Origin of the sequence: Tenacibaculum sp. Ill (assembly GCF_051938915.1) — a bacterium.
GTDB classification, from domain to species: Bacteria; Bacteroidota; Bacteroidia; order Flavobacteriales; family Flavobacteriaceae; genus Polaribacter; species Polaribacter larymnensis.
The window spans coordinates 69,822-89,969 of the sequence record NZ_JBPSCW010000002.1 but is presented as its reverse complement, the minus strand read 5'-3'; the positions used below and the strand labels follow the sequence as shown (position 1 = coordinate 89,969).

The window sequence follows — 20,148 nt, the reverse complement described above, 5'->3', positions numbered from 1 at the left end:
TCTACTAAAATTAAAGCGCAAAAGTACGAAAAAGCAATTTTTTATACTGTTATAAATTAGGTACATTTGATGGATTTTAAACCTTTAAGATCAAAAAAAGAGACTTGTTTATGGAAAAAAGAATTTTCATCTTATTTTTTTTACTGATAATTACATCAGTCTACGCGCAAAATGAAACTATGAAGTTAACTACACCACCATATTTGCAAAAGGGAGATACTATTGCAATTGTTGCTCCTGCTGGAATTTTAAAGAATCGTAAGCCCACTATTGATAAAGCTAAAAAGTTAGCAGAAAGTTGGGGGCTGAAAGTGGTATATGGTAAACATATGTTTAATCAGAATGATCATTTTGCTGGTACTGATGAAGAACGATGTCAAGATTTTCAAGATGCGTTAGATAATCCTAGTATTAAGGCGATTTGGAGTGCACGTGGAGGATATGGTTCTGTGAGAATTTTAGATAAATTGGATTTTACTAAGTTTAAAAAACACCCTAAATGGGTTATTGGTTATTCTGATATTACGGCATTTCATAACCATATTCATAACTTAGGAGTAGAAACCTTACATGCTATGATGGGTACAAGTATGGAAGAGAGTTCTGATGATATAGTAGAAACCATTGCAACTTTTAAGAAAGCATTGTTTGGAGAAAAATTGCGTTATGAAGTTTCTCCTTCACAAGAGAATAGAGTAGGAGAGGTTTCAGGAGAGTTAGTTGGAGGTAATATTGCTATTTTGGCTTCTATGCTAGGGTCAGACAGTCAACTTTCTACAGATGGGAAAGTTTTATTTATAGAAGAAATAGGTGAATACAAGTATTCAATTGATAGAATGTTACAAAGCTTAAAACGTGCTGGATATTTCACAAAAGTTAAAGCGATTGTTGTTGGTGATATGACTAAAATTAAGAGAAATACAACTCCATGGGGAAGCTCTATAGAACAATTAATTTTAGAGGTTGTTCCTAAAGGTATTCCTGTATTGTTTGATTTTCCTGCAGGTCACGAACCAGATAATAGAGCATTGATAATGGGTAGAGAAGTTAAATTATCGATAAGTAAGAATAAGCAGTGCTTGTTAGAATTTAATTAATTGTTTTTTGTTTTACATGTGTTAATTCCTAATAACTTGTATAACGGGCAAAAATTTATCAAGCTAGTAACTAAAAGTATAATTGCTAGTACAAGTAAGATATTACCAAAAATTCCTGTAATAAATTCAAAGTAAGACAGCGCAGCTATAATTAGAGCGATTAAAGTTCTAATAGCTTTATCGGTGTTTCCCATGTTTTTTTTCATGATAAAAAGATTTAAGGTTACTCAAATATAAGTTTTTAAATGGCACAACACAATGAACTTGGTAAGAAAGGAGAGCAATTAGCAATAGATTCTCTTATAGAGAAAGGGTATACTATTGTTGAAAAAAATTACCGATTTCAAAAAGCTGAGGTTGATATTATTGCTCAAAAGGAAGAAACTTTAGCTGTTGTAGAAGTTAAAACAAGATCAACAGCTTACTTTGGAAACCCACAAGATTTTGTAAATCCGAAGAAAATAAAACTATTAGTAACTGCTATTGATGATTATGTTACAAAAAATGATTTAGATGTAGAGATTCGATTTGACATTATCGCAATTGTTAAACAAGGAAATGAGTTTGTAATAGAACATATTGAAGATGCATTTTTATATTTTTAAAAAGAAAAAGCCCAACAAATTTGTTGGGCTTTTTTTATGTTGTTTATACAAAGTAGTAAACTATTCGTTGTCACCATTAAAGTATTTTTCTACATCTTCTTCATGGTCAGGCATTGCGATAATGTTCTTGTCTTTGTCTAATACAAAATAAGAAGGTGTACCAAGTAAGTTATACTTTTTTACTGTTTCGTTATCAAATTTATACTCAGGATGCGTTCCGATAGCATTATGCCATCCAGGTAAGTTTTTAACAAACTCATCCCATTCGTTTTCTTCATTTTCAATACCAAAAGAAACTACAGATACTTCTTTATGAGTTTGCATAAACTTATAAAGTTCAGGAATTTCTTTTACACAGTGTGGACAACCAGTACTCCAGAATACTAGTAAATACTTATTACCATCGTTTAATGTTGATAATTTATATTCTTGACCATCTTCTTTCCAAGAAAAATCAGGAGCTACTCTACCTACAGTTGCAAGTAAGATGTCTAATTTTTCCTTTTTAAAATCAGCGTCTTGATCTTTAGCTGGAAGTTTGTCATAATATTCAGCAAACATCCAATCCACAGCTGGTCCGTTACGCTTATCAGTAAGTGCGCTAATTAAATAATCAATTACTGCTTTTTCTAATTTGTCAGAAGAAATTTTCTTCATAACGGTGGTAATAGATTCCTTAATAAGTTTTTGTTGAACTTTTTTATCTTCAGAATAGTTTAAATAGAAAACATAATCATTAATTCTATCAATTAAAAAAGAAGAGTTGTATAATTCATCACTTTTAAAGTCAACGTACTCAAAAAAGTTTTCACTAGTAGCAGATAAATAGTCTTGTAGATTATCATGAGGATTGTATGAATTATATCTGCGTGAAGCTTTTATAAAACTATTTACTAACATTCCTTGAGATTTGTTTTCATAAGTTTCTTGTACGTCTTCAAGTTCTTTAAGCTCTTTCTTATAAGCTTTTTTTGCATCTCTTGATTCAGTTTCTATATAAGAAGCTTGTAAAGAATCTATCTTTTTTTGTACAGCATTGTATGCTTGTAAGTATTCATTGTATAGTTTGTTTTCTCTAGAGCTAGTAAAAAGAACTGACTGATCAGGGTATTTTGGATTGAAAACGAACTCAACATTTTCTTTATTGAAGAAAAAATCAACAAAACCAGCACCCGTATTTCTATAGGTAGCTCTGTAGGCTCCAGAAGTTGCTGTGTTAGGTAGTTCAAAACTAAACTTTCCTAAAACTTGTTTTTCACCATTTATTGCAACAGTGTCAAATTTAATGGTAGTATTTGCAAGGAACTTTTGCTTTGCTCCTTCAATTTTATATAAAATAACCCAATCTCCTTTGTCTGGAGGGGTCATAGTACCTTTAACTGTGTACTGAGCATTTACAAGTGATGTGGTGAATATTAATAGAGCCAGTAATTTTTTCATCATAATATTTTAAAGGGTTATTAATAAGGTTTTAAAACTAGTCATTTACGAACTTCTATCCAAGAAGTGTACCACTTTTATTTTTTCTTATGTATTTTACAAACGATTTTTTAATTATTTGAAAACATGAACTTTAAAGAACAAATATTTTGGGTAACTGGCGCTTCTTCAGGAATTGGTAAATCTCTAGCTGTTGCGTTATCTAATTATGGAGCAAAGTTAATTATATCTTCAAGAAATGAAAGCTTTTTAAGAGAAGTGAAAAAACTTTGCAAAGTTCCTGAAAATGTTATGATTTTACCTTTAGATTTAGAAGATTATGAAAACCTACCAGAGAAGGTAACTAAAGCTATTTCATTTTTTGGAAGAGTTGATGTTTTGGTAAATAACGGAGGGATAAGTCAGCGATCATTAGTAAAAGATACATCAATAAAAGTAGATAAACGTTTAATGGATATTAATTATTTAGGAACAGTTTCATTAACAAAAGCTTTACTACCTCATTTTATTGAAAAGAAATCAGGACACTTTGTTGTAACTACAAGTATCGTTGGAAAAATAGGAACTCCATTACGTTCTACTTATGCTGCTACGAAACATGCTTTGCATGGTTTTTTTGATAGTTTGAGAGCAGAACATTATAAAGATAATATTGCTGTTACGTTAGTTTGCCCAGGTTTTGTAACTACGAATGTGTCAAAAAACGCATTAACAGGAAATGGTACTCCACAAAATACCATGGATACAGCCACAGCTAATGGAATACATCCAGATAGGTTTGCTGAATTTATGCTAAAAGCTATAAAAAATAGAAAAGAAGAAGTTTATATAGCAGGGGTGAAAGAAAAGCTAGGTGTATATACCAAGCGATTTTTCCCTAAGTTATTATCGAAAATGATCAGGAAGCTAAGTGTTACCTAATCAAAAAAGTTAATTACTTCAAAATAATTAATAATAGCTTCTTTCATTAAAACTGATTGTTCACCAGGTTTTAAATTAGGTAATTCAGTTAGAGTTTTATAATGAGGCCACCCATCATTATCAAAAAAATCGAATTCATAGTATCCGTAAGGTTCTAATAGCTTACAAATAGCAATATGCATAAGGTTTACCTTTTCGTCTTTTTTAAACTTACGATGTCCTTGTCCTAACTCTTGAACACCAATTAAATAAATAACTCCATCAATATTGAGATCATCTCCATCAGCAAATTGTTGTGATAATTGAGTTATTACAAAATCCCATTTTTCTTTTAAGTTGGCTTCTTTTGTCATTTGTGTTTTTTGAGAAAGCAAAGATACAAATGAGTTATGTATATTTGAGCATAGATTTTACAGTAGAACGCTTTTATATTTATGAATACTTTTGATATTATTATTGCTGCATTACTACTTTTTGGCTTTGTAAGAGGTTTAATGAAAGGGTTGTTTGTAGAGGTTGCTTCTTTGGTTGCTTTGGTTGCAGGAGTTTATGGAGCTATCCACTTTTCATACTTTATTGGAGATTGGTTAAAAGACAGTGTTACATGGGATGAAAAGTATATTTCTTTGGCGGCTTTTGCAGGAACTTTTGTGGTAATAATTGTAGCAATAGCACTATTAGGGAAAATTTTAACCAAAATAGCTGATTTTGCAGCTTTAGGAATTTTGAACAAAATTTTAGGAGGTGTTTTTGGGGTTTTAAAAATTGGATTAATTTTAAGCATAATTTTTATTTTCTTCGGAAAAATGAATGATACTATTCCGTTTGTAAAGGAGGAGAGTTTAGAAGAATCTATTTTATTTAAACCAGTAAAAAAGATTGCTCCAACAATTTTTCCGTCAATCATAAAAGATGAGGAAGAGCAAGAGAATGATAACAGCAAAGAGATACAACTAACAATATAAAAAAGCGGATAATTTTTTATCCGCTTTTTTTTAGTCTAAATGGTAAATCTCCATAATATCTTCTAAAATATGTTCAAAATCGATATTTAAATCGATGAGGTTTCCTGTTTTAATATCAAAAACCCAACCATGTACCTTTAAGCCTCTATCTCTGTAAGCTTTTTGCACAGCGGCAGTTTTAATAAGGTTGACACATTGTTCTTGCACGTTTAAATCTACCAAACGATCGTAACGAGCATCTTCGTCTTCTATTTTATTTAACTCATCTTTATGTAAGCGATATACATCTCTTATATAACGTAACCAAGGGTTTAACAAACCTAAATCGGCAGATTGCATTGCGGCTTTAACTCCACCACAAGAATAGTGGCCACAAACAACAATATGGTTTACTTTTAAATGTTCAACAGCATATTCAATTACTGAAGCAGAATTTAAGTCAATTGCAGGTACCATATTAGCAATGTTTCTATGTACAAAAACTTCACCAGGACTTGAACCCATCAAATCTTCTGCAGAAACTCTACTGTCAGAACAACCTATGTACAGCAAATCAGGACTTTGTCCTTCATTTAATTTTTTAAAATAATCTTTATTGGTAGAGAGTTTGTTTTTTACCCACTCTTTATTGTTTTCAAAAATTTTAGATAGATTCATTAATATATAAATTGTTTGTTGGAAGAATCTTTTACAGTTGCTTTCCGGATTAAGCAATATAATTACCGAAGTTAATAAAAAAAGAGAACCTAAAACTAGATTTAGATTCTCTTTATAATAATAATTATAGAGGATGTTTTTTATTCATAAAAAGTAACAGAGCCGTCTTTGATATCATACATAGCTCCAACAATCATAATTTCACCATTTTTATGCATTTCGGCTAATACATCGCTTTCATTTAATATTCTATCAATAGTTAACTGTACGTTTTTTTCTGCAACGTTATTTACAAATTCTAAATTAGATGAGTTTCTTAAACTTTCATCTTTAGGTTCTGTTACAGCTTCTACAGCTGGCTTAATTTTACTTAACATTTTAGTTAAGTTACCTAATTGAGCATTATCACAAGCTCCTTTAACTGCTCCACAGCTAGTATGCCCTAAGACAACAATTAATTTAGTACCAGCTAATTTACAAGCAAACTCCATACTACCTAAAATATCTTCATTTACAAAGTTACCAGCAATTCTTGCACTAAAAATGTCTCCTAAACCTTGGTCGAAAACTAATTCAGCAGAAACTCTTGAATCGATACAGCTTAAAATTGTAGCAAAAGGGAATTGCCCTTCTCTTGTATCGTTAACTTGTTCTAATAAATTACGATTAGCTTTTAAGTTGTTTTGAAATCTTTGGTTTCCTTCTTTTAAATATTGTAATGACTTTTCAGGAGTCATTGTAGCTTGAGTTTCTTTAGTGTGCGCTTTCATTGTATATATTTTTATAAGTTATTTATATCGTTTTTTATTATTACTAACAATACACATTTAAGAATATTGTTGGTAAAGTATTTTAAGGCTATGCCGCTTTTGGTCTAAGTTTAAAGAACTTAATAAAGCTTTCAGGGTTTTCTACAACACCGCGTTCTGAAATAAGTTTAATATTGATATTTTTTTCTTTTGCTTTGAATGCAAAATCCTCTAAAATTTCAACAATATCATTATCTAAGTACCTAGTTTTTCTTACATCTAATTCTAAATGAGTGTCTTCAGGTAAGCTATCTAACTCTTTTAAAATAGCTCCTTTGTTAAAGAAAGTAACTTCTTCAGCAAGTGTCATTTTTATTTTATGTATCCCGTTACTTTTATCTTCAATATGTAAGAAATGAGAGTTTTGATAACTCTTTATTAAAATAACAAAAACTCCTACTGCTAACCCTAAAGAAATCCCTGTAAGTAAATCGGTGAAAACAATACCTAATACAGTTACGATAAAAGGTACAAATTGTTTCCATCCTAAGGCAAACATTTGTTTAAATAAGCTTGGTTTAGCTAGTTTATAACCAACAACTAATAAAATTGCGGCTAATACAGATAATGGTATTTTATTTAATAGGGTAGGAATTAAAATAACAGATAATAGTAAGAATAACCCGTGAATAATTGCTGACATTTTAGATTTACCTCCTGATTGAATATTGGCAGAACTTCTTACAATTACTTGAGTAATTGGTAAACCTCCGATTAAACCAGATAAAATATTTCCTGTTCCTTGTGCTAATAATTCTCTATTTGTTGGAGTTACATTTTTATCTGGATCTAATTTATCTGTAGCTTCAACACAAAGTAAAGTTTCTAAACTAGCTACTAATGCAATTGTAAATGCAGTTACCCATACCTCGTAGTTGGTAATAGCACTAAAATTAGGGAATGTAAATTGTCCTAAGAAAGAATCAAAACTTTCAGGAATAGGTACACTTACTAAATGAGATGCTTGTATTGCGAATGTTTCATTTCCTTGTGTTAAGGTAAAAAAGATAATTCCCATTACTACAGCTACTAATGGACCTTGAATTAATTGAAATATTTTTCCTTTTTTACTTAAAACTCTATCCCAAAGAATTAAAATAGCTAACCCAATAAAACCGATAACCATTGACCCCATCGTAATATTATCAGTAATACTTAAAATAGCTGAAAAAGTATTTTCTCCTGAAGGCTCTATAAAGCTATCAGCTCCTTCTGGCTCTGCATCATATCCGAAGAAATGAGGAATTTGTTTTAAAATTATAATAATACCAATACCGGTAAGCATTCCTTTAATTACTGATGAAGGAAAGTAGTAACCAATAACTCCAGCTTTAAGAACTCCAAAAAGTATTTGAATAATACCTCCTAATACAACAGCTACTAAGAAGTTTTCATAGCCACCTAAAGCACCAATAGCAGTTAATACAATGGCAGCTAAACCGGCTGCAGGACCACTAACTCCGATTTTAGAACCACTTAAGGCTCCAACAACAGTACCTCCTATAATTCCTGCAATTACACCTGAAAAAAGAGGAGCTCCACTAGCTAAAGCAATACCTAAACATAAAGGTAAAGCAACAAAGAATACGACAATACTTGCGGGTAAGTCGCTTTTAATAGTTTTAAACATAATATATGCGTTTATTTAGACTCCAAATAAAAATTTAGAGCGTATTTAATTTAAATGATTGATTTACTAAGAGAAACTCAAAACGTCTCAATAAAGCAATAGTATTATTACTGCGTATTGAAATATTTTCCGGGTTTTCTATTCAGAACCTCTTGTAGGAGGTATTTACTTAAAAATTATTAAGCAGTAAAAAACTCGGGAGGTGGGGTAAGAATTTTTGGGTATTGTGAAACGTAGTTTTTAGATTGAAAACTAACATTTTTCTTTTTTTGGATTTTCTTATATAAAAAAGAAGTATAATCTTCGTTAGGATGAGCTTTTAGTTCAGCTACCTTAACATGTTTAGTGTTTTCTTCTTCTTCACTTAGATTTAAGAAAATAGTAATATCTTGATCTTTATCAACCAACGTAATCACCGAAGGCGTAACAATAATGCCCGCAAACAAAACGATAAAAAAGATGGCGATTTTAGATTTCAAGATAATTTTTTTATTCATTTAGTGGCAAATGTAATTAATTTTTTAAAGCTAAAATGTTATAGTTCTTTTAAAATTTTAGTTTTAACCCATCCAATTTTTCCATCAGCTAGTTTTATTTTTTTCCAATTGTCTACAGAATCTAATACATTAACCTTGGTTCCTTCATGTAATGTGAAAATTTCATTAGAGTTATCGGTAGGTTCATTGTTAACAGTAACTTCTTCAGTATAAATAATGGCTTCAATATTATTTTTAGCTTGGTTATATTGTGTGTATGTAATAACAAAAGAGGTTATTAAAAGTAAAAAGGATATAATGCTTGTTGTAAAGTAAATCCTTTTTTTACTTGGAGTATAGGCAAAATAAAACAGTAAAAATAAAATAGAAGCAATAAAAGAAAGAGCAATAGTAATTACAGCCCAAGTGTTATAAGTAAATTTTTGTAAGTAGTTTTCATTGAATTTTTGAAATACTGATTTAGGTAACGCTTCAATTCTATCAAGTGTTAAGCGTTTTGCTATAACTAAGTTGTTTTTAGCATCTTCATTCAAAGGGTCTAGTTGCAGTGCTTTTTCGTAATTATAAATAGTAGGAGCTACTTTATTAAGCTTATAGTAACAATTACCCAAGTTGTAATAGACTTCGGATGATGCTAGGTTTTCGTATTCTATTTGCTCATATAGTTTAATAGCTTCTTCGTAATTACCTTCTTTGTACAAAGAATTAGCGTTTGAAAATAAATCGTTGGCGTTTTGTGCTAACGTAATTGTTGACACAAATAAGAATAAATATATAACTAGCTTTCTCATTATAACTGTCTATCTAATTGCGTTATTACTTGTTTTGCTTTTTCATATTCCTCTTTCATTTGCACATTAGTAATTGGAGTATATCTAGCAAAATCACAATCATTAAATACTTCAATAAAACTATTAATGGTTTCCTTATTAACGTTTTTGTCAGCTAATAAATCAGTAATTTTTTCACGACTTATGTCAGATGTTTCCACACCCAGTTTTGCTTTTAAGTAATTGTGTAATGCTCTTTCTAAAGCCTCATAAAAAGCTTCTTTATTGCCTAATTGTTTTTGTGCTTCTGATAAGTATTTCTTAGCAAGTTTGTCTGCTTTTCGCAACTTATTACCCAATACATCACTATCACGTTCTTCTTTCTTTTTTTGAATAACAATTCCAACGGGAATAGCTAAAATAGGAAGTAATAAAAGAATATAAAATAGGGTTGACTTAAAGAAGTCACCTGTTTTTACAGGTTGTAAATTGGTGTTTGTTTGAATATATCTAAAATCGCTACCTGTAACTTTTACCTCTTGTTTGGCTACTGTATTAGCATCAGAGTTTGTTGGAATTTCTTTTCCTTCTAAAACATCAACGTATAAATCATCTGTAGTGATGGTTTGGTATACTTTTTCTTTAGGGTTAAAGTAAGAAAAGCTAGTTTTTGGAATTCTATATTTTCCTTTAAACTCAGGAACAACAGTGTAGTTATCAGTAACGGAACCAGATAATCCTGTTCCAGTAATACGAACGTTTTCTTTTCTTTCAGGTTGATAAACTTCTAGTTCTTTAGGAGTTTCAACTTTTGGTAGTTCAAAAAGTTTTAAATTTCCTTTACCATTTACCGAAACTTTAATTTGTGATGATTCATTTGCTTTTAAGGTATTTTTACTTAAAGAAACATCAAAAGAGAATTCACCAACAGCTCCTGTGAAGTCTTCTGGTTTGTTCTTGAGAGGTAAAGCCTGAGCGTTAACAATCTTCTTAGCAGAAGAAAACTCTTTACGAACTTGACGTGTGATTACGTTTCCGAAAAAGTCGGCTCTTCCGGTAGGAACTGCCACAATTATATCCATTTTCATAGGATCGATTGTCAGTTTACCAGAGGTTGTTGGAATTAACAGGGCTTTATGTAAAACAGCATAACGATAAGTTTCACCGTTGTAAGTGCCTGTTTTAACAGGCATTCCGTTACGTTTAATTTCTTGATTCCAGAAACCATTGTATTGTGGGGCTTCTGTTATGGCATTATCATAAATACCAACATTATCGCTAAAATATAAGCGATATTCTACATAAATTCCCTCGCCAACATAAGGCTTAGATTTAGAAATTTCGGCAACTAAATGAATATTCTGCTCAGCAATATAACTAGGGTCATTTGGGTTTTTAGGAATGTCAACAGCATCTAAAACAATAACTTTTATAGGGTTTGATTTTATTGTTTTTCCATCAATTTCAATACTAGCAGAGGGGATATTAAATTCTCCTTTTCTTTTAGGTTGTAGTATGTAGGTGTAGGATTGATTAAAAGAGACTTTACCGTTAATCCAGGATTGACTTACTGATTGACTAGGACCTCCAACTATTTTAAAATTAGTAAAATTAGGTTCTTTAAAATTATCGGCTCCTTGTTTGTTGATTGAAAACTCAATACGTAATCGTTGGTTTACACCTAACTTATTTTTACTAACGGTAGCCGTTAACGCAGCATCTTGTGCATTAATGGTAAATGTTATAAAACTAACTAATAACGATATGTATACTTTCAACTTCATGTTAATTTTCAAAAATGTCTAAAAATAAATAAGATTTTAAAAATGGTAAAATTACCAGTCTTTCTCTTGTTTTACTTTTCTTCCTTTTGATTTTTTCGCATTCATTTTTTTCTGCGTCTTGTTTTCCTCATTATTTAAACTCTCTAAAAGTTGTTTCATTTGTTCGGGAGTCATTTTACCTTGTTGAGGTTTAGGTTTTTGGTTTTGTTTGTCTTTTTGATCTTGATTAGGTTTTTGTTGATTTTTTTGATCGTCATTTTTCTGATCTTGTTTATCATCCTTTTTGTCCTTATCGTCGCCTTTTTGATCTTTATTTTTGTCGTTCTTTTTGTCTTTGTCGTTTTGTTTTTGTTGATCTTTATTTTTGTCGTTCTTCTTGTCTTTGTTTTTATCCTTATTATCCTTCTGGTTTTGTTGTTGCTTTTTAGCTTCTTTTTGAGCAACAGCTAAATTATAACGAGTTTCATCGTCATTCGGATTTCTACGTAAAGAATTTTTAAAGGCTTCAACAGCTTGTTCATACTGCTTTTGTTCCATCATAGCATTACCTATGTTGTGATAAGCTTCAGCCTGAGCCATTTTGTCTTTTGAAGTCTCAGTAGTTACTTTAAACTGTTCTACAGCTTCTTTGTATTTCTTTTCTTGGTATAAAGTATTACCAAAATTATAGCTTGCTTTTTCATACTTGCTGTTCTTACCTAAGGCTTTTCGGTAGGCAATAGCAGCATCACTAAACTTTTGTTTGTTATATAGTTTGTTTCCTTCTCGTAACAAAGCACGTGCTTCACGTTGTAGTTTAAGTGTGTCTTGTTGCGCATTTGCCATTGCAGAAACTGCAAAAACTAGAATGAATATTAAATTTTGTAAACTTTTCATACTACACTTTAAGATTCTTCGTTAAACAAATCTACTTTCTTCAACCATTTGGTTTTCTTGTCAAATAAAAACATATCTAAAATTAAAAACAACAGCCCAATACCTACAAACCATTGAAATTGGTCTTTATAATCAGAAAATTGTTTTGTCTCAAATTCATTTTTTTGTGCATTTCCAATAATCTTCTCAATGGCTTCTACTGGATTTTCAGTTTTATTACCATCAAAATATTGTCCGTCAGAAGCATCAGCAACACCTTGTAAAACATCAGGTTTCCTTTGAGTGATTACTGTTTCTCCCATTCTATCTTTTTTATAACCAATAAGCGCGCCATTTAATTTAATAGGAATTGGGCCTCCTTTTTCAGTTCCTACACCTACTGTATATACTTTAACACCTTCGTTGGCGATGTTTTGAGCAACTTGCTTAGTTTCTTCTTGATGATCTTCACCATCTGAAATAATGATTAAAAAACGATTAGTTTGCTCATCGTTGTCATAGTAAGTATTTGCCAAATTTAAAGCTTCATTGATGGCAGTACCTTGGCTAGAAACCATATCTGGATTAGCGTTTTGCAAAAACATTTTTGCTGCTGCATGATCAGTGGTAATAGGCAGTAAAGGATAAGCGTTACCTGCATAGATAATAATACCAACTCTATCACTTCCTAGCTTATCAATAGTTTTAGATATAATTTGTTTTGCTTTTTCTAATCTGTTAGGAGCAATATCTTCTGCTAACATACTTTTAGAAACATCTAAGGCAAACACTACATCAACACCTTCTCTTTTAACGGTTTTTAGTTTTGTTCCCATTTTAGGATTAACAAGAGACAGAATTAAAAATGATAATCCTACTAAAAAGAAAACAAGTTTTAATACTGATTTAAAAGTTGATGTGTTCGGTGCTATTTTAGATAAAAGAGATGGATTAGCAAACTTTTTTTGGGTTCGTTTTTTCCACCATAAAACTAATAGGAAAACCACAATTATTACAGGAATAATTGCAAAAAGATAAAAATATATTGGTTCTTCTAATTTGTACATCTTGCTTAAATAAAACTTTTAAATACTGTGTTTTTTAGGGTGAACTCTAAGAGTAAAAATATTCCTGCTAGAAGTACTAAAAAACGATATTTTTCAGAGTAATTATAATACTTAAACTCTTCGATTTTAGTTTTTTCTAACTTGTCAATCTCGTCGTAAATTTCTTTTAATTTGGTGTTGTTAGTTGCTCTAAAATATTTACCGCTAGTTTCATTGGCAATATGCTTTAGTAAATCTTCGTCAATTTCAACAGGTTGATTTTTAAAAGAAATTTTACCAGTTCTTGGGTCTTTAGCCCAAGGGAAAGGAGCCATTCCGTTTGTTCCAATACCAATAGTATAAACCTTAATTCCATTTCCTTTTGCCAAATCAGTAGCAGTCTTAGGGTCAACAAAACCAGCGTTATTTACACCGTCCGTCAATAAGATAATAACTTTACTTTTGGCTTTACTATCCTTAAGTCTGTTAACCGCAGAACCTAAACCCATGCCAATAGCTGTTCCTCCATCTAGTTGTCCCCATTTAATTTCTGAAATGGTTCTTTTTACAATAGATTTATCACTAGTTATTGGAGTTTGTGTAAAACTTTCTCCTGCATAAACTACAATACCAATACGATCATTTGGGCGTCGGTTTATAAAGTCAGTTGCAACTCTTTTTAAAGCTTCCAGGCGGTTTGGTTTAAGGTCTTTTGCTAACATACTGGCCGAAACATCAACAGCCATTACAATATCAATTCCTCTATTCGTCTTTGTTTTTTTACTAACAGCTACATTTCTAGGGCGTGCCAAAGCAACTATTAAGCAGGTTAATGCCAATAATCTTAAGAGTTGTAATAGGGGTTTTAGTTTAGGTAAAATTGAACCTTGCACTTTAAAACCTCTAGTGCTTGGTATTCTAAGCTGAGCACTATCTTTTTTTCGGGTATAAAAACTCCAAAAAGCTAACAAAGGAATTAATATTAGCAACCATAAAAACTCGGGACTATGAAACTCGAAATTATTCCACTTCATCATCTTCTTCTTGTTTTTTAGGTTTTAAATTGTCTATGATAAGCTTAGCATCTTTTCGGTCTTCCTCTATTTCGTGCGATAAAGGCTTAGACTTTGCAAATTTTACTAAGTCAGACTCTTGTAATAGTCCCTTTAATTTGTCAATAATTTCCCTAGAGGTTTCTATTGACTTTGTGTCATTGAAGTCTTTCAAAACATCAATTAATTCATCAGTAGTACTCTCTAAGGCTGGGACACGTAACTCTCGTTCAATATAACCTCTTACAATGTCTGTTAATTCACTGTAATATTTTTTAACCTGATTGTTTTGCCATAACAGTTTTTTGTCAAGTTCCTCCAGTTTTTGTATTGCTTCTTCATATGGAGGCAACAAAGGAATAACAACCTTTTCTTCTTGTTCTTTTTTCTTTTTGAAAACAAAGAAGTAGAGTAGTAGAGCTATAATAATAAAGGCTATTACAACCCACCAGATGTATTGTTTGAAATCGTCAAACTGATATGGTTCTCCCTTAATTCCTTTAATAGGGAACTTTTTAATTTTTGTAGTGTCGATAGGAACAGTAGTTACATTAACTAGTAAACTATCGGTTAAATAAGTTTGGTTTCTAATAAATATTTGTTGCTGAGGAATGTAAAAAGCACCGCTATCAAAACCTGTTAAAATATACTTTCGGATGAGCTTGTTTTCAATAGTGTCGATTTTGAGTGTATCGATAACTTCTAATCCTTTTAGGTTTTCTAGCTTAGGAATGATAACATTTTCAGTTTCATCAACAGATATTTTATATTGAAATTGTTCTCCAATTCTGATGTTTGTTGTATCAATTTCTGCTTTTACCTGAGGTTGTTGTGCAAAGGCAAAAGAAGTTAAAAACAAGCATATGTAAAGTAGTTTGTGTTTCATTGTTTGTTCTTATCCTTTTCGTTTAAAATAACCTAACAATTTTCGTACGTAACTTTCATCAACTCTAGTGCTAATAGTTCCAGCACCACTTTTGGTAAAAGAGGTCTCAAAATAATCAGTTAAACGCAAGGCGTTAGCCTTATAATGAGTTCTAACTGATTTTGAACTCGTATTAACCAATTGAGTTTTTCCTGTTTCAGCATCCATCATAGGAACCATTCCTAAATTAGGGATTTCCTCATCATGTCTGTCATATACACGTATACCGGTTACATCATGTTTATTGCCAACAATTTTTAACGTACGTTCATAACCATCATCCATAAAATCAGAAAGCATAAAAACAATTGCTTTCTTTTTCATGATGTTGGATAAAAATTTGAGAGCTTCACTGATATTAGTTTGTCTACTTTTTGGTTGAAACTCGATAAGCTCACGGATAATTCGTAATACGTGACTTTTCCCTTTTTTAGGAGGAATATACAGTTCAACTTGATCAGAAAACAGAATTAATCCGACTTTATCGTTATTTTGAATAGCAGAAAAAGCCAATGTTGCAGCAATTTCTGTTACAGTATCTTTTTTAAATTGCTCAGAAGTACCAAAAAACTCAGAACCAGAAATGTCTACTACCAACATCATGGTAAGTTCGCGTTCTTCTTCAAAAACTTTTACATAAGGTTCGTTGTAGCGAGCGGTAACGTTCCAATCAATGGCTCTGATATCATCTCCATATTGATATTGACGTACTTCAGAAAAAGTCATACCTCTACCTTTAAAGGTTGAGTGATATTCTCCTCCAAAAATATGATTAGACAGCCTACGTGTCTTTATTTCTATTTTTCGAACTTTTTTTAGTAACTCTTTTGTATCCATGTTTTCAATTGTCAGTTAACAGTTATCAATAATCAGTAAAGTTTTTTTGGCTGATAATTGCTCATTGATAATTGATTAAGGTACTTGTACTTCGTTAATAATAGAATTGATAATATCTATAGATGTAATGTTTTCAGCTTCTGCTTCATATGTAATACCAATTCTGTGGCGTAAAACATCATTTACTATTGCTCTAACATCTTCAGGAATCACGTATCCTCTTCGTTTGATGAAAGCATAACATTTTGCAGCTTTTGCTAAAGCGATACTACCACGAGGAGAAGACCCAAAACTGATAAGAGGTTTTAATTTTTCTAAATTATACTTTTCAGGATAACGAGTTGCGAAAACAATATCTAAGATATATTTTTCGATTTTTTCATCCATATAAACCTCATTAACAACGTTACGAGCTTTTATAATCTGGTCTATAGAAATTACAGGGTTTATTTTTTGAAAACTTCCGTTTAAGTTTTGACGCATAATAAGTTGCTCGTCTTGTAATTTTGGATAGTCAATTACAGTTTTTAACATAAAACGGTCTACCTGTGCTTCAGGAAGCGGGTAAGTTCCTTCTTGTTCTACTGGGTTTTGAGTGGCCATAACCAAGAATGGTTCATCCAATTTAAAAGTTTCATCTCCAATGGTAATTTGACGCTCTTGCATTGCTTCTAATAAAGCAGACTGTACTTTAGCAGGGGCACGGTTAATCTCATCAGCTAACACAAAGTTGGCAAAAATAGGTCCCTTTTTAATAGAGAAATCATTTTCTTTTACATTGTATATCATAGTACCTACCACATCAGCAGGTAATAAATCTGGAGTAAACTGAATACGACTAAAGCTTCCGTCAACTGCTTTTGAAAGTGTGTTAATTGCTAAGGTTTTTGCAAGCCCAGGTACACCTTCTAATAAGATATGTCCATTTCCTAAAAGTCCAATTAGTAATCGCTCAATCATGTGTTTTTGACCCACAATTACTTTGTTCATTTCTGTAGTTAATAAATCTACAAAAGCACTTTCTCTTTCTATTTTTTCATTGATGGCTCTTACATCTATATCCATAGTAATTGAAATAAATTAGAATTTATATGAAACAAAGCTACAATAATAGTGTTTTTTTAGTTGTTAAAAGTTGGTTAAACCTTGTATTTACAAGCAGCAAAGTATCCTTCTTTAAAGTTTAGTTTCTAGTGAGTGTGTTTATTTGGTTGAAAATAAGTTGTTTATAATTTGCTTTTGTAAATAAAAAAAATGAAATTTAGCTTCTACTAACTTTAAACTTAAATTTTATGAAAAAAATGTCATTTAGCAAGACACTGCTAATTAACGCACTTATTTTCTTGTTTTCTAGTTTTATTTACGGACAAACAATAAAAGGGAAAATAGTGGGCGTAAATGGAGAAAGTATTCCTTTTGCAAATATTATAGAAAAAGGAACAACAAATGGAACCACTTCCAATGAGAGTGGTGAATTTAGTTTAAATGTAAAAAAACTTCCGACGGTAGTTACAATATCTTCTTTAGGGTTTGTTACTATAGAAAAAAACGTAGTCAATACAGATACTTTCATACAAGTAACATTACGAGAAGATTCAGATGTTTTAGAAGAAGTAGTAATTTCAGGATTAGCAACAACGACAAAAAGATCTAATTTGGCTAACACAGTTTCGACAATTTCAGCTGCGGAGTTAACACAAGTTACATCGCAATCAGGATTTGATAGTGCACTGTCAGGGAAATTTACAGGAGCAGAAATTAAAGCAAATTCTGGAGCACCAGGAGGAGGGATTTCAATGAGACTTAGAGGGGTTACTTCTATTTTTGGAGATCAACAACCTTTATTTGTGGTAGATGGTGTATATGTTGATAACTCATCTATTTCTTCTGGAAATAATATTGTGAGTGAAGCAGCGGGTGGAGGAAACCCTTCTACAAACCAAGATGATGCTTCCAACAGGATAGCAGATATTGATCCAGAAGATATTGAAACTGTAGAAATATTAAAAGGAGCTTCAGCCGCAGCTCTCTATGGGTCGAGAGCAGCAGGAGGGGTTGTAATTATTACAACAAAAAGAGGAAAAGAAGGGAAACCAAGGATTTCTTTTTCACAAACGGTAGGTTTAAGGAGTCCTACTAGACTTTTAGGATTAAGAGACTGGGATGAAGCAGAAGTAATTGCTTTTGGTGGTCCTGCTAATGCTAAACTAAGAGATTACGAAGCAGAACTATTTGATCATACTAGAATTTCTACAACTACTCGATTTACTACTTCAGGAGGGTCAGAGAGAAGTGATTACTTTTTTGGTGTTACTTATAAAGATGAACCAGGTTTAGTTGAGAATACTGGTTATGAAAAAACTGCGGTTCGTTTGAATATTGGTCAAAAGTTTACTGATTGGATTGATATGTATGTTACATCAAACTACATAAATTCACAAGCAGATAGAGGTTTTTTTAATAATGGTAATGCTAATAGAACAGTAGGTTATGCACTGGCTTTTACATATCCTTGGGAAAATTTATCAGCTGTTGATGGAGTATATCCGTCAGGAGGTGCAGGTTCTAATGTGTTGGAAACAGTTGATTTAACTACGAATAGAGAGAATGTTAATCGTTTTATAGGGAGTGTAACCTCTAATGTTAAAATATTCGATAATGAAAGTAATAGGTTAAAACTAGTATTGCAAGGAGGTTTTGATCAGTATACTCTGAGAACAACAAGTATTTTTCCAAGATCATTATCATACTTCAGAGATCCTTCATCGTTAAGGGGGGCTTCAATTTCTGGAACAACAGTAAATACTAATTATAATTTATCTGCTTTCTTAGTTCATAATTTAAATTTAGAAAACGGTTTGAATTTTACAACTCAAGCAGGAAGCTTTTTCCAAAACTTTGACAGAAATACTGTAATAACAATTGCTACTGGGTTAAATGGGTCTCAAACAAACTTAGGACAGTCAGAAAGTGTATCTACTCAGCAAAATATAAGATTACAAAAAGATAAAGGTTTCTTTGTTCAAGAAGAAATTAATTATGATGATAAAATTATAGGAACCGTTGGTATTCGTGGAGATAAGTCAACAAATAATGGTGATGCTGATAAAATGTATTACTATCCTAAAGGTAACTTAGCTATTAATTTACATAAGTTTGATTTTTGGAAGATTAAAGAGATTAGTTCCTTTAAACCTAGAATTGCTTACGGTGAAGCAGGAAGATTTTCAAATTTTAGAGATAGGTTTACTGCAATGACAGGGCAATTAATCGATGGTAATTCAGGACTTGCACCTGGAAATTTTAAAGGTAATCCAAATATAGGTCCTGAACGTCAAAAAGAGTTAGAGTATGGAGTTGATTTTGGTTTGTTAGACAGCAAAATTAACTTTGAAGTTACTTTTTATAATAAAAAAGTTGAAGATTTATTAATTGAAACTAATAAACAAACTTCTTCAGGATATGTGACTGAGGTTCAAAATGCAGGAGAATTAGAGAATAATGGAATTGAAATAGGATTAAACGCAAGTATTTTTGAACAAGAAGATTTTTCTTGGAGTACAAACTTAAAGTGGTGGAAAAATAAATCAGAAATAACAAAATTAAATGTTCCTGCATTTACAGAGGGGGGATTTGCTTCTTCGTTAGGTACATTCTATATCCAAGAAGGGTTTAGTGCTACTCAAATAGTAGGTACATACAACCCAGCTGATTTTACTGCAGAAGAAATAGCAAGAAGAGATCCTGAAGGAGATGGCTTTTTTGTATATGGTAATGCAGAACCAGATTTTCAATTGTCATGGCAAAACCAATTTAGATATAAGAACTTTGATTTGTCATTTTTATGGCATTGGAAAAAAGGAGGAGATGGAATTAATTTAACAACTTTATTGTATGATTTAGCAGGTACAACTTGGGATTACGATGATACTGATTTAGATCCTTCAGGAACATTGTCTAATGGAGATTATAGGGCTAGTCAGGCATTTGTAAATCCAGAGCCACTTATTGAGGACGCAGGTTACTTGAGGCTGCGTGAAGTAGGGCTTTACTATACTTTTAATGAAGGAGTTTTTAAAGGGTTTGAAAAAGTAAAAGTAGGTATTTCGGGTAGAAATCTTATAAATATATTTGATTATAATAGTTATGATCCAGAAGCTTCGAATTTTGGAAATAATGTTTTAGCTAATAATGTGGAAGTAACCCCCTATCCAGCTTCAAAATTTATAAACTTCCACTTAAACATTAACTTTTAAAA

Annotated in this window: 20 protein-coding genes; 5 read left to right on the top strand and 15 right to left on the bottom strand. The window is 31.5% G+C overall.

Annotated features, from left to right (window positions below):
* The first annotated feature begins 110 nt into the window (after positions 1-110).
* Positions 111-1,097 (top strand): S66 peptidase family protein, encoded by a 987-nt coding sequence (locus ACTPNM_RS00425; RefSeq protein ID WP_440120152.1) that lies wholly within the window; start codon positions 111-113, stop codon positions 1,095-1,097.
* Here ACTPNM_RS00425 and ACTPNM_RS00420 read toward each other — a convergent pair.
* Positions 1,094-1,303 (bottom strand): YgaP family membrane protein, encoded by a 210-nt coding sequence (locus ACTPNM_RS00420; protein ID WP_274638652.1) that lies wholly within the window; start codon positions 1,301-1,303, stop codon positions 1,094-1,096. The two genes, ACTPNM_RS00425 and ACTPNM_RS00420, sit on opposite strands and share 4 nt — an antisense overlap.
* A gap of 39 nt (positions 1,304-1,342) precedes the next feature.
* Between ACTPNM_RS00420 and ACTPNM_RS00415 the strand changes: the two genes are divergently transcribed.
* Positions 1,343-1,702: a YraN family protein gene (locus ACTPNM_RS00415; RefSeq protein ID WP_440120151.1), complete on the top strand. Its 360-nt coding sequence runs from the start codon at positions 1,343-1,345 to the stop codon at positions 1,700-1,702.
* Positions 1,703-1,762: 60 nt separating this feature from the next.
* Here ACTPNM_RS00415 and ACTPNM_RS00410 read toward each other — a convergent pair whose 3' ends face one another.
* Positions 1,763-3,142 (bottom strand): TlpA disulfide reductase family protein, encoded by a 1,380-nt coding sequence (locus ACTPNM_RS00410; protein WP_274638650.1) that lies wholly within the window; start codon positions 3,140-3,142, stop codon positions 1,763-1,765.
* Between the two features lie 126 nt (positions 3,143-3,268).
* On the opposite strand from ACTPNM_RS00410, the gene ACTPNM_RS00405 reads away from it, so the two are divergent.
* Positions 3,269-4,063, top strand: a complete 795-nt coding sequence (locus ACTPNM_RS00405) for an SDR family oxidoreductase (RefSeq protein ID WP_274638649.1) — start codon at positions 3,269-3,271, stop codon at positions 4,061-4,063.
* On the opposite strand, the gene ACTPNM_RS00400 is transcribed toward ACTPNM_RS00405, so the two are convergent.
* Positions 4,060-4,416, bottom strand: a complete 357-nt coding sequence (locus ACTPNM_RS00400) for a hypothetical protein (protein ID WP_274638648.1) — start codon at positions 4,414-4,416, stop codon at positions 4,060-4,062. The genes ACTPNM_RS00405 and ACTPNM_RS00400 overlap by 4 nt on opposite strands.
* Before the next feature lie 81 nt (positions 4,417-4,497).
* Here ACTPNM_RS00400 and ACTPNM_RS00395 point away from each other — a divergent pair, with 81 nt between their 5' ends.
* Positions 4,498-5,028, top strand: a complete 531-nt coding sequence (locus ACTPNM_RS00395; protein ID WP_440120150.1) for a CvpA family protein — start codon at positions 4,498-4,500, stop codon at positions 5,026-5,028.
* Between the two features lie 30 nt (positions 5,029-5,058).
* On the opposite strand, the gene ACTPNM_RS00390 is transcribed toward ACTPNM_RS00395, so the two are convergent.
* The 12 genes from ACTPNM_RS00390 to ACTPNM_RS00335 all read right to left on the bottom strand — a co-directional run bounded on the left by ACTPNM_RS00390 (position 5,059) and on the right by ACTPNM_RS00335 (position 16,955).
* Positions 5,059-5,685 (bottom strand): carbonic anhydrase, encoded by a 627-nt coding sequence (locus ACTPNM_RS00390; RefSeq protein WP_274638646.1) that lies wholly within the window; start codon positions 5,683-5,685, stop codon positions 5,059-5,061.
* 140 nt (positions 5,686-5,825) lie between these two features.
* Positions 5,826-6,455, bottom strand: coding sequence for a carbonic anhydrase family protein (locus tag ACTPNM_RS00385; RefSeq protein ID WP_274638645.1), 630 nt, complete (start codon positions 6,453-6,455; stop codon positions 5,826-5,828).
* A gap of 88 nt (positions 6,456-6,543) precedes the next feature.
* Entirely contained in the window at positions 6,544-8,124 is a 1,581-nt protein-coding gene (locus tag ACTPNM_RS00380; RefSeq protein WP_440120149.1) for a SulP family inorganic anion transporter, read from the bottom strand.
* A gap of 179 nt (positions 8,125-8,303) precedes the next feature.
* Complete coding sequence (locus tag ACTPNM_RS00375) at positions 8,304-8,603, bottom strand: hypothetical protein (RefSeq protein ID WP_274638643.1); 300 nt, start codon at positions 8,601-8,603, stop codon at positions 8,304-8,306.
* A gap of 56 nt (positions 8,604-8,659) precedes the next feature.
* On the bottom strand, positions 8,660-9,412 hold the full coding sequence (locus ACTPNM_RS00370) for a tetratricopeptide repeat protein (RefSeq protein ID WP_440120148.1): 753 nt from the start codon (positions 9,410-9,412) through the stop codon (positions 8,660-8,662).
* On the bottom strand, positions 9,412-11,175 hold the full coding sequence (locus ACTPNM_RS00365; RefSeq protein WP_440120147.1) for a BatD family protein: 1,764 nt from the start codon (positions 11,173-11,175) through the stop codon (positions 9,412-9,414). Before ACTPNM_RS00365 ends, ACTPNM_RS00370 begins: the two co-directional genes overlap by 1 nt.
* Before the next feature lie 51 nt (positions 11,176-11,226).
* On the bottom strand, positions 11,227-12,051 hold the full coding sequence (locus tag ACTPNM_RS00360) for a tetratricopeptide repeat protein (protein ID WP_440120146.1): 825 nt from the start codon (positions 12,049-12,051) through the stop codon (positions 11,227-11,229).
* 8 nt (positions 12,052-12,059) lie between these two features.
* Entirely contained in the window at positions 12,060-13,097 is a 1,038-nt protein-coding gene (locus ACTPNM_RS00355) for a VWA domain-containing protein (RefSeq protein ID WP_440120145.1), read from the bottom strand.
* Between the two features lie 5 nt (positions 13,098-13,102).
* Positions 13,103-14,110, bottom strand: a complete 1,008-nt coding sequence (locus ACTPNM_RS00350; protein WP_440122809.1) for a vWA domain-containing protein — start codon at positions 14,108-14,110, stop codon at positions 13,103-13,105.
* Positions 14,097-15,014: a hypothetical protein gene (locus ACTPNM_RS00345; RefSeq protein WP_440120144.1), complete on the bottom strand. Its 918-nt coding sequence runs from the start codon at positions 15,012-15,014 to the stop codon at positions 14,097-14,099. Before ACTPNM_RS00345 ends, ACTPNM_RS00350 begins: the two co-directional genes overlap by 14 nt.
* Positions 15,015-15,023: 9 nt before the next feature.
* On the bottom strand, positions 15,024-15,890 hold the full coding sequence (locus tag ACTPNM_RS00340) for a DUF58 domain-containing protein (RefSeq protein WP_274638636.1): 867 nt from the start codon (positions 15,888-15,890) through the stop codon (positions 15,024-15,026).
* A gap of 75 nt (positions 15,891-15,965) precedes the next feature.
* Positions 15,966-16,955, bottom strand: coding sequence for an AAA family ATPase (locus ACTPNM_RS00335; RefSeq protein ID WP_099215163.1), 990 nt, complete (start codon positions 16,953-16,955; stop codon positions 15,966-15,968).
* Between the two features lie 227 nt (positions 16,956-17,182).
* Between ACTPNM_RS00335 and ACTPNM_RS00330 the strand changes: the two genes are divergently transcribed.
* Positions 17,183-20,146, top strand: a complete 2,964-nt coding sequence (locus ACTPNM_RS00330) for a SusC/RagA family TonB-linked outer membrane protein (RefSeq protein WP_440120143.1) — start codon at positions 17,183-17,185, stop codon at positions 20,144-20,146.
* Positions 20,147-20,148 lie beyond the last annotated feature (2 nt).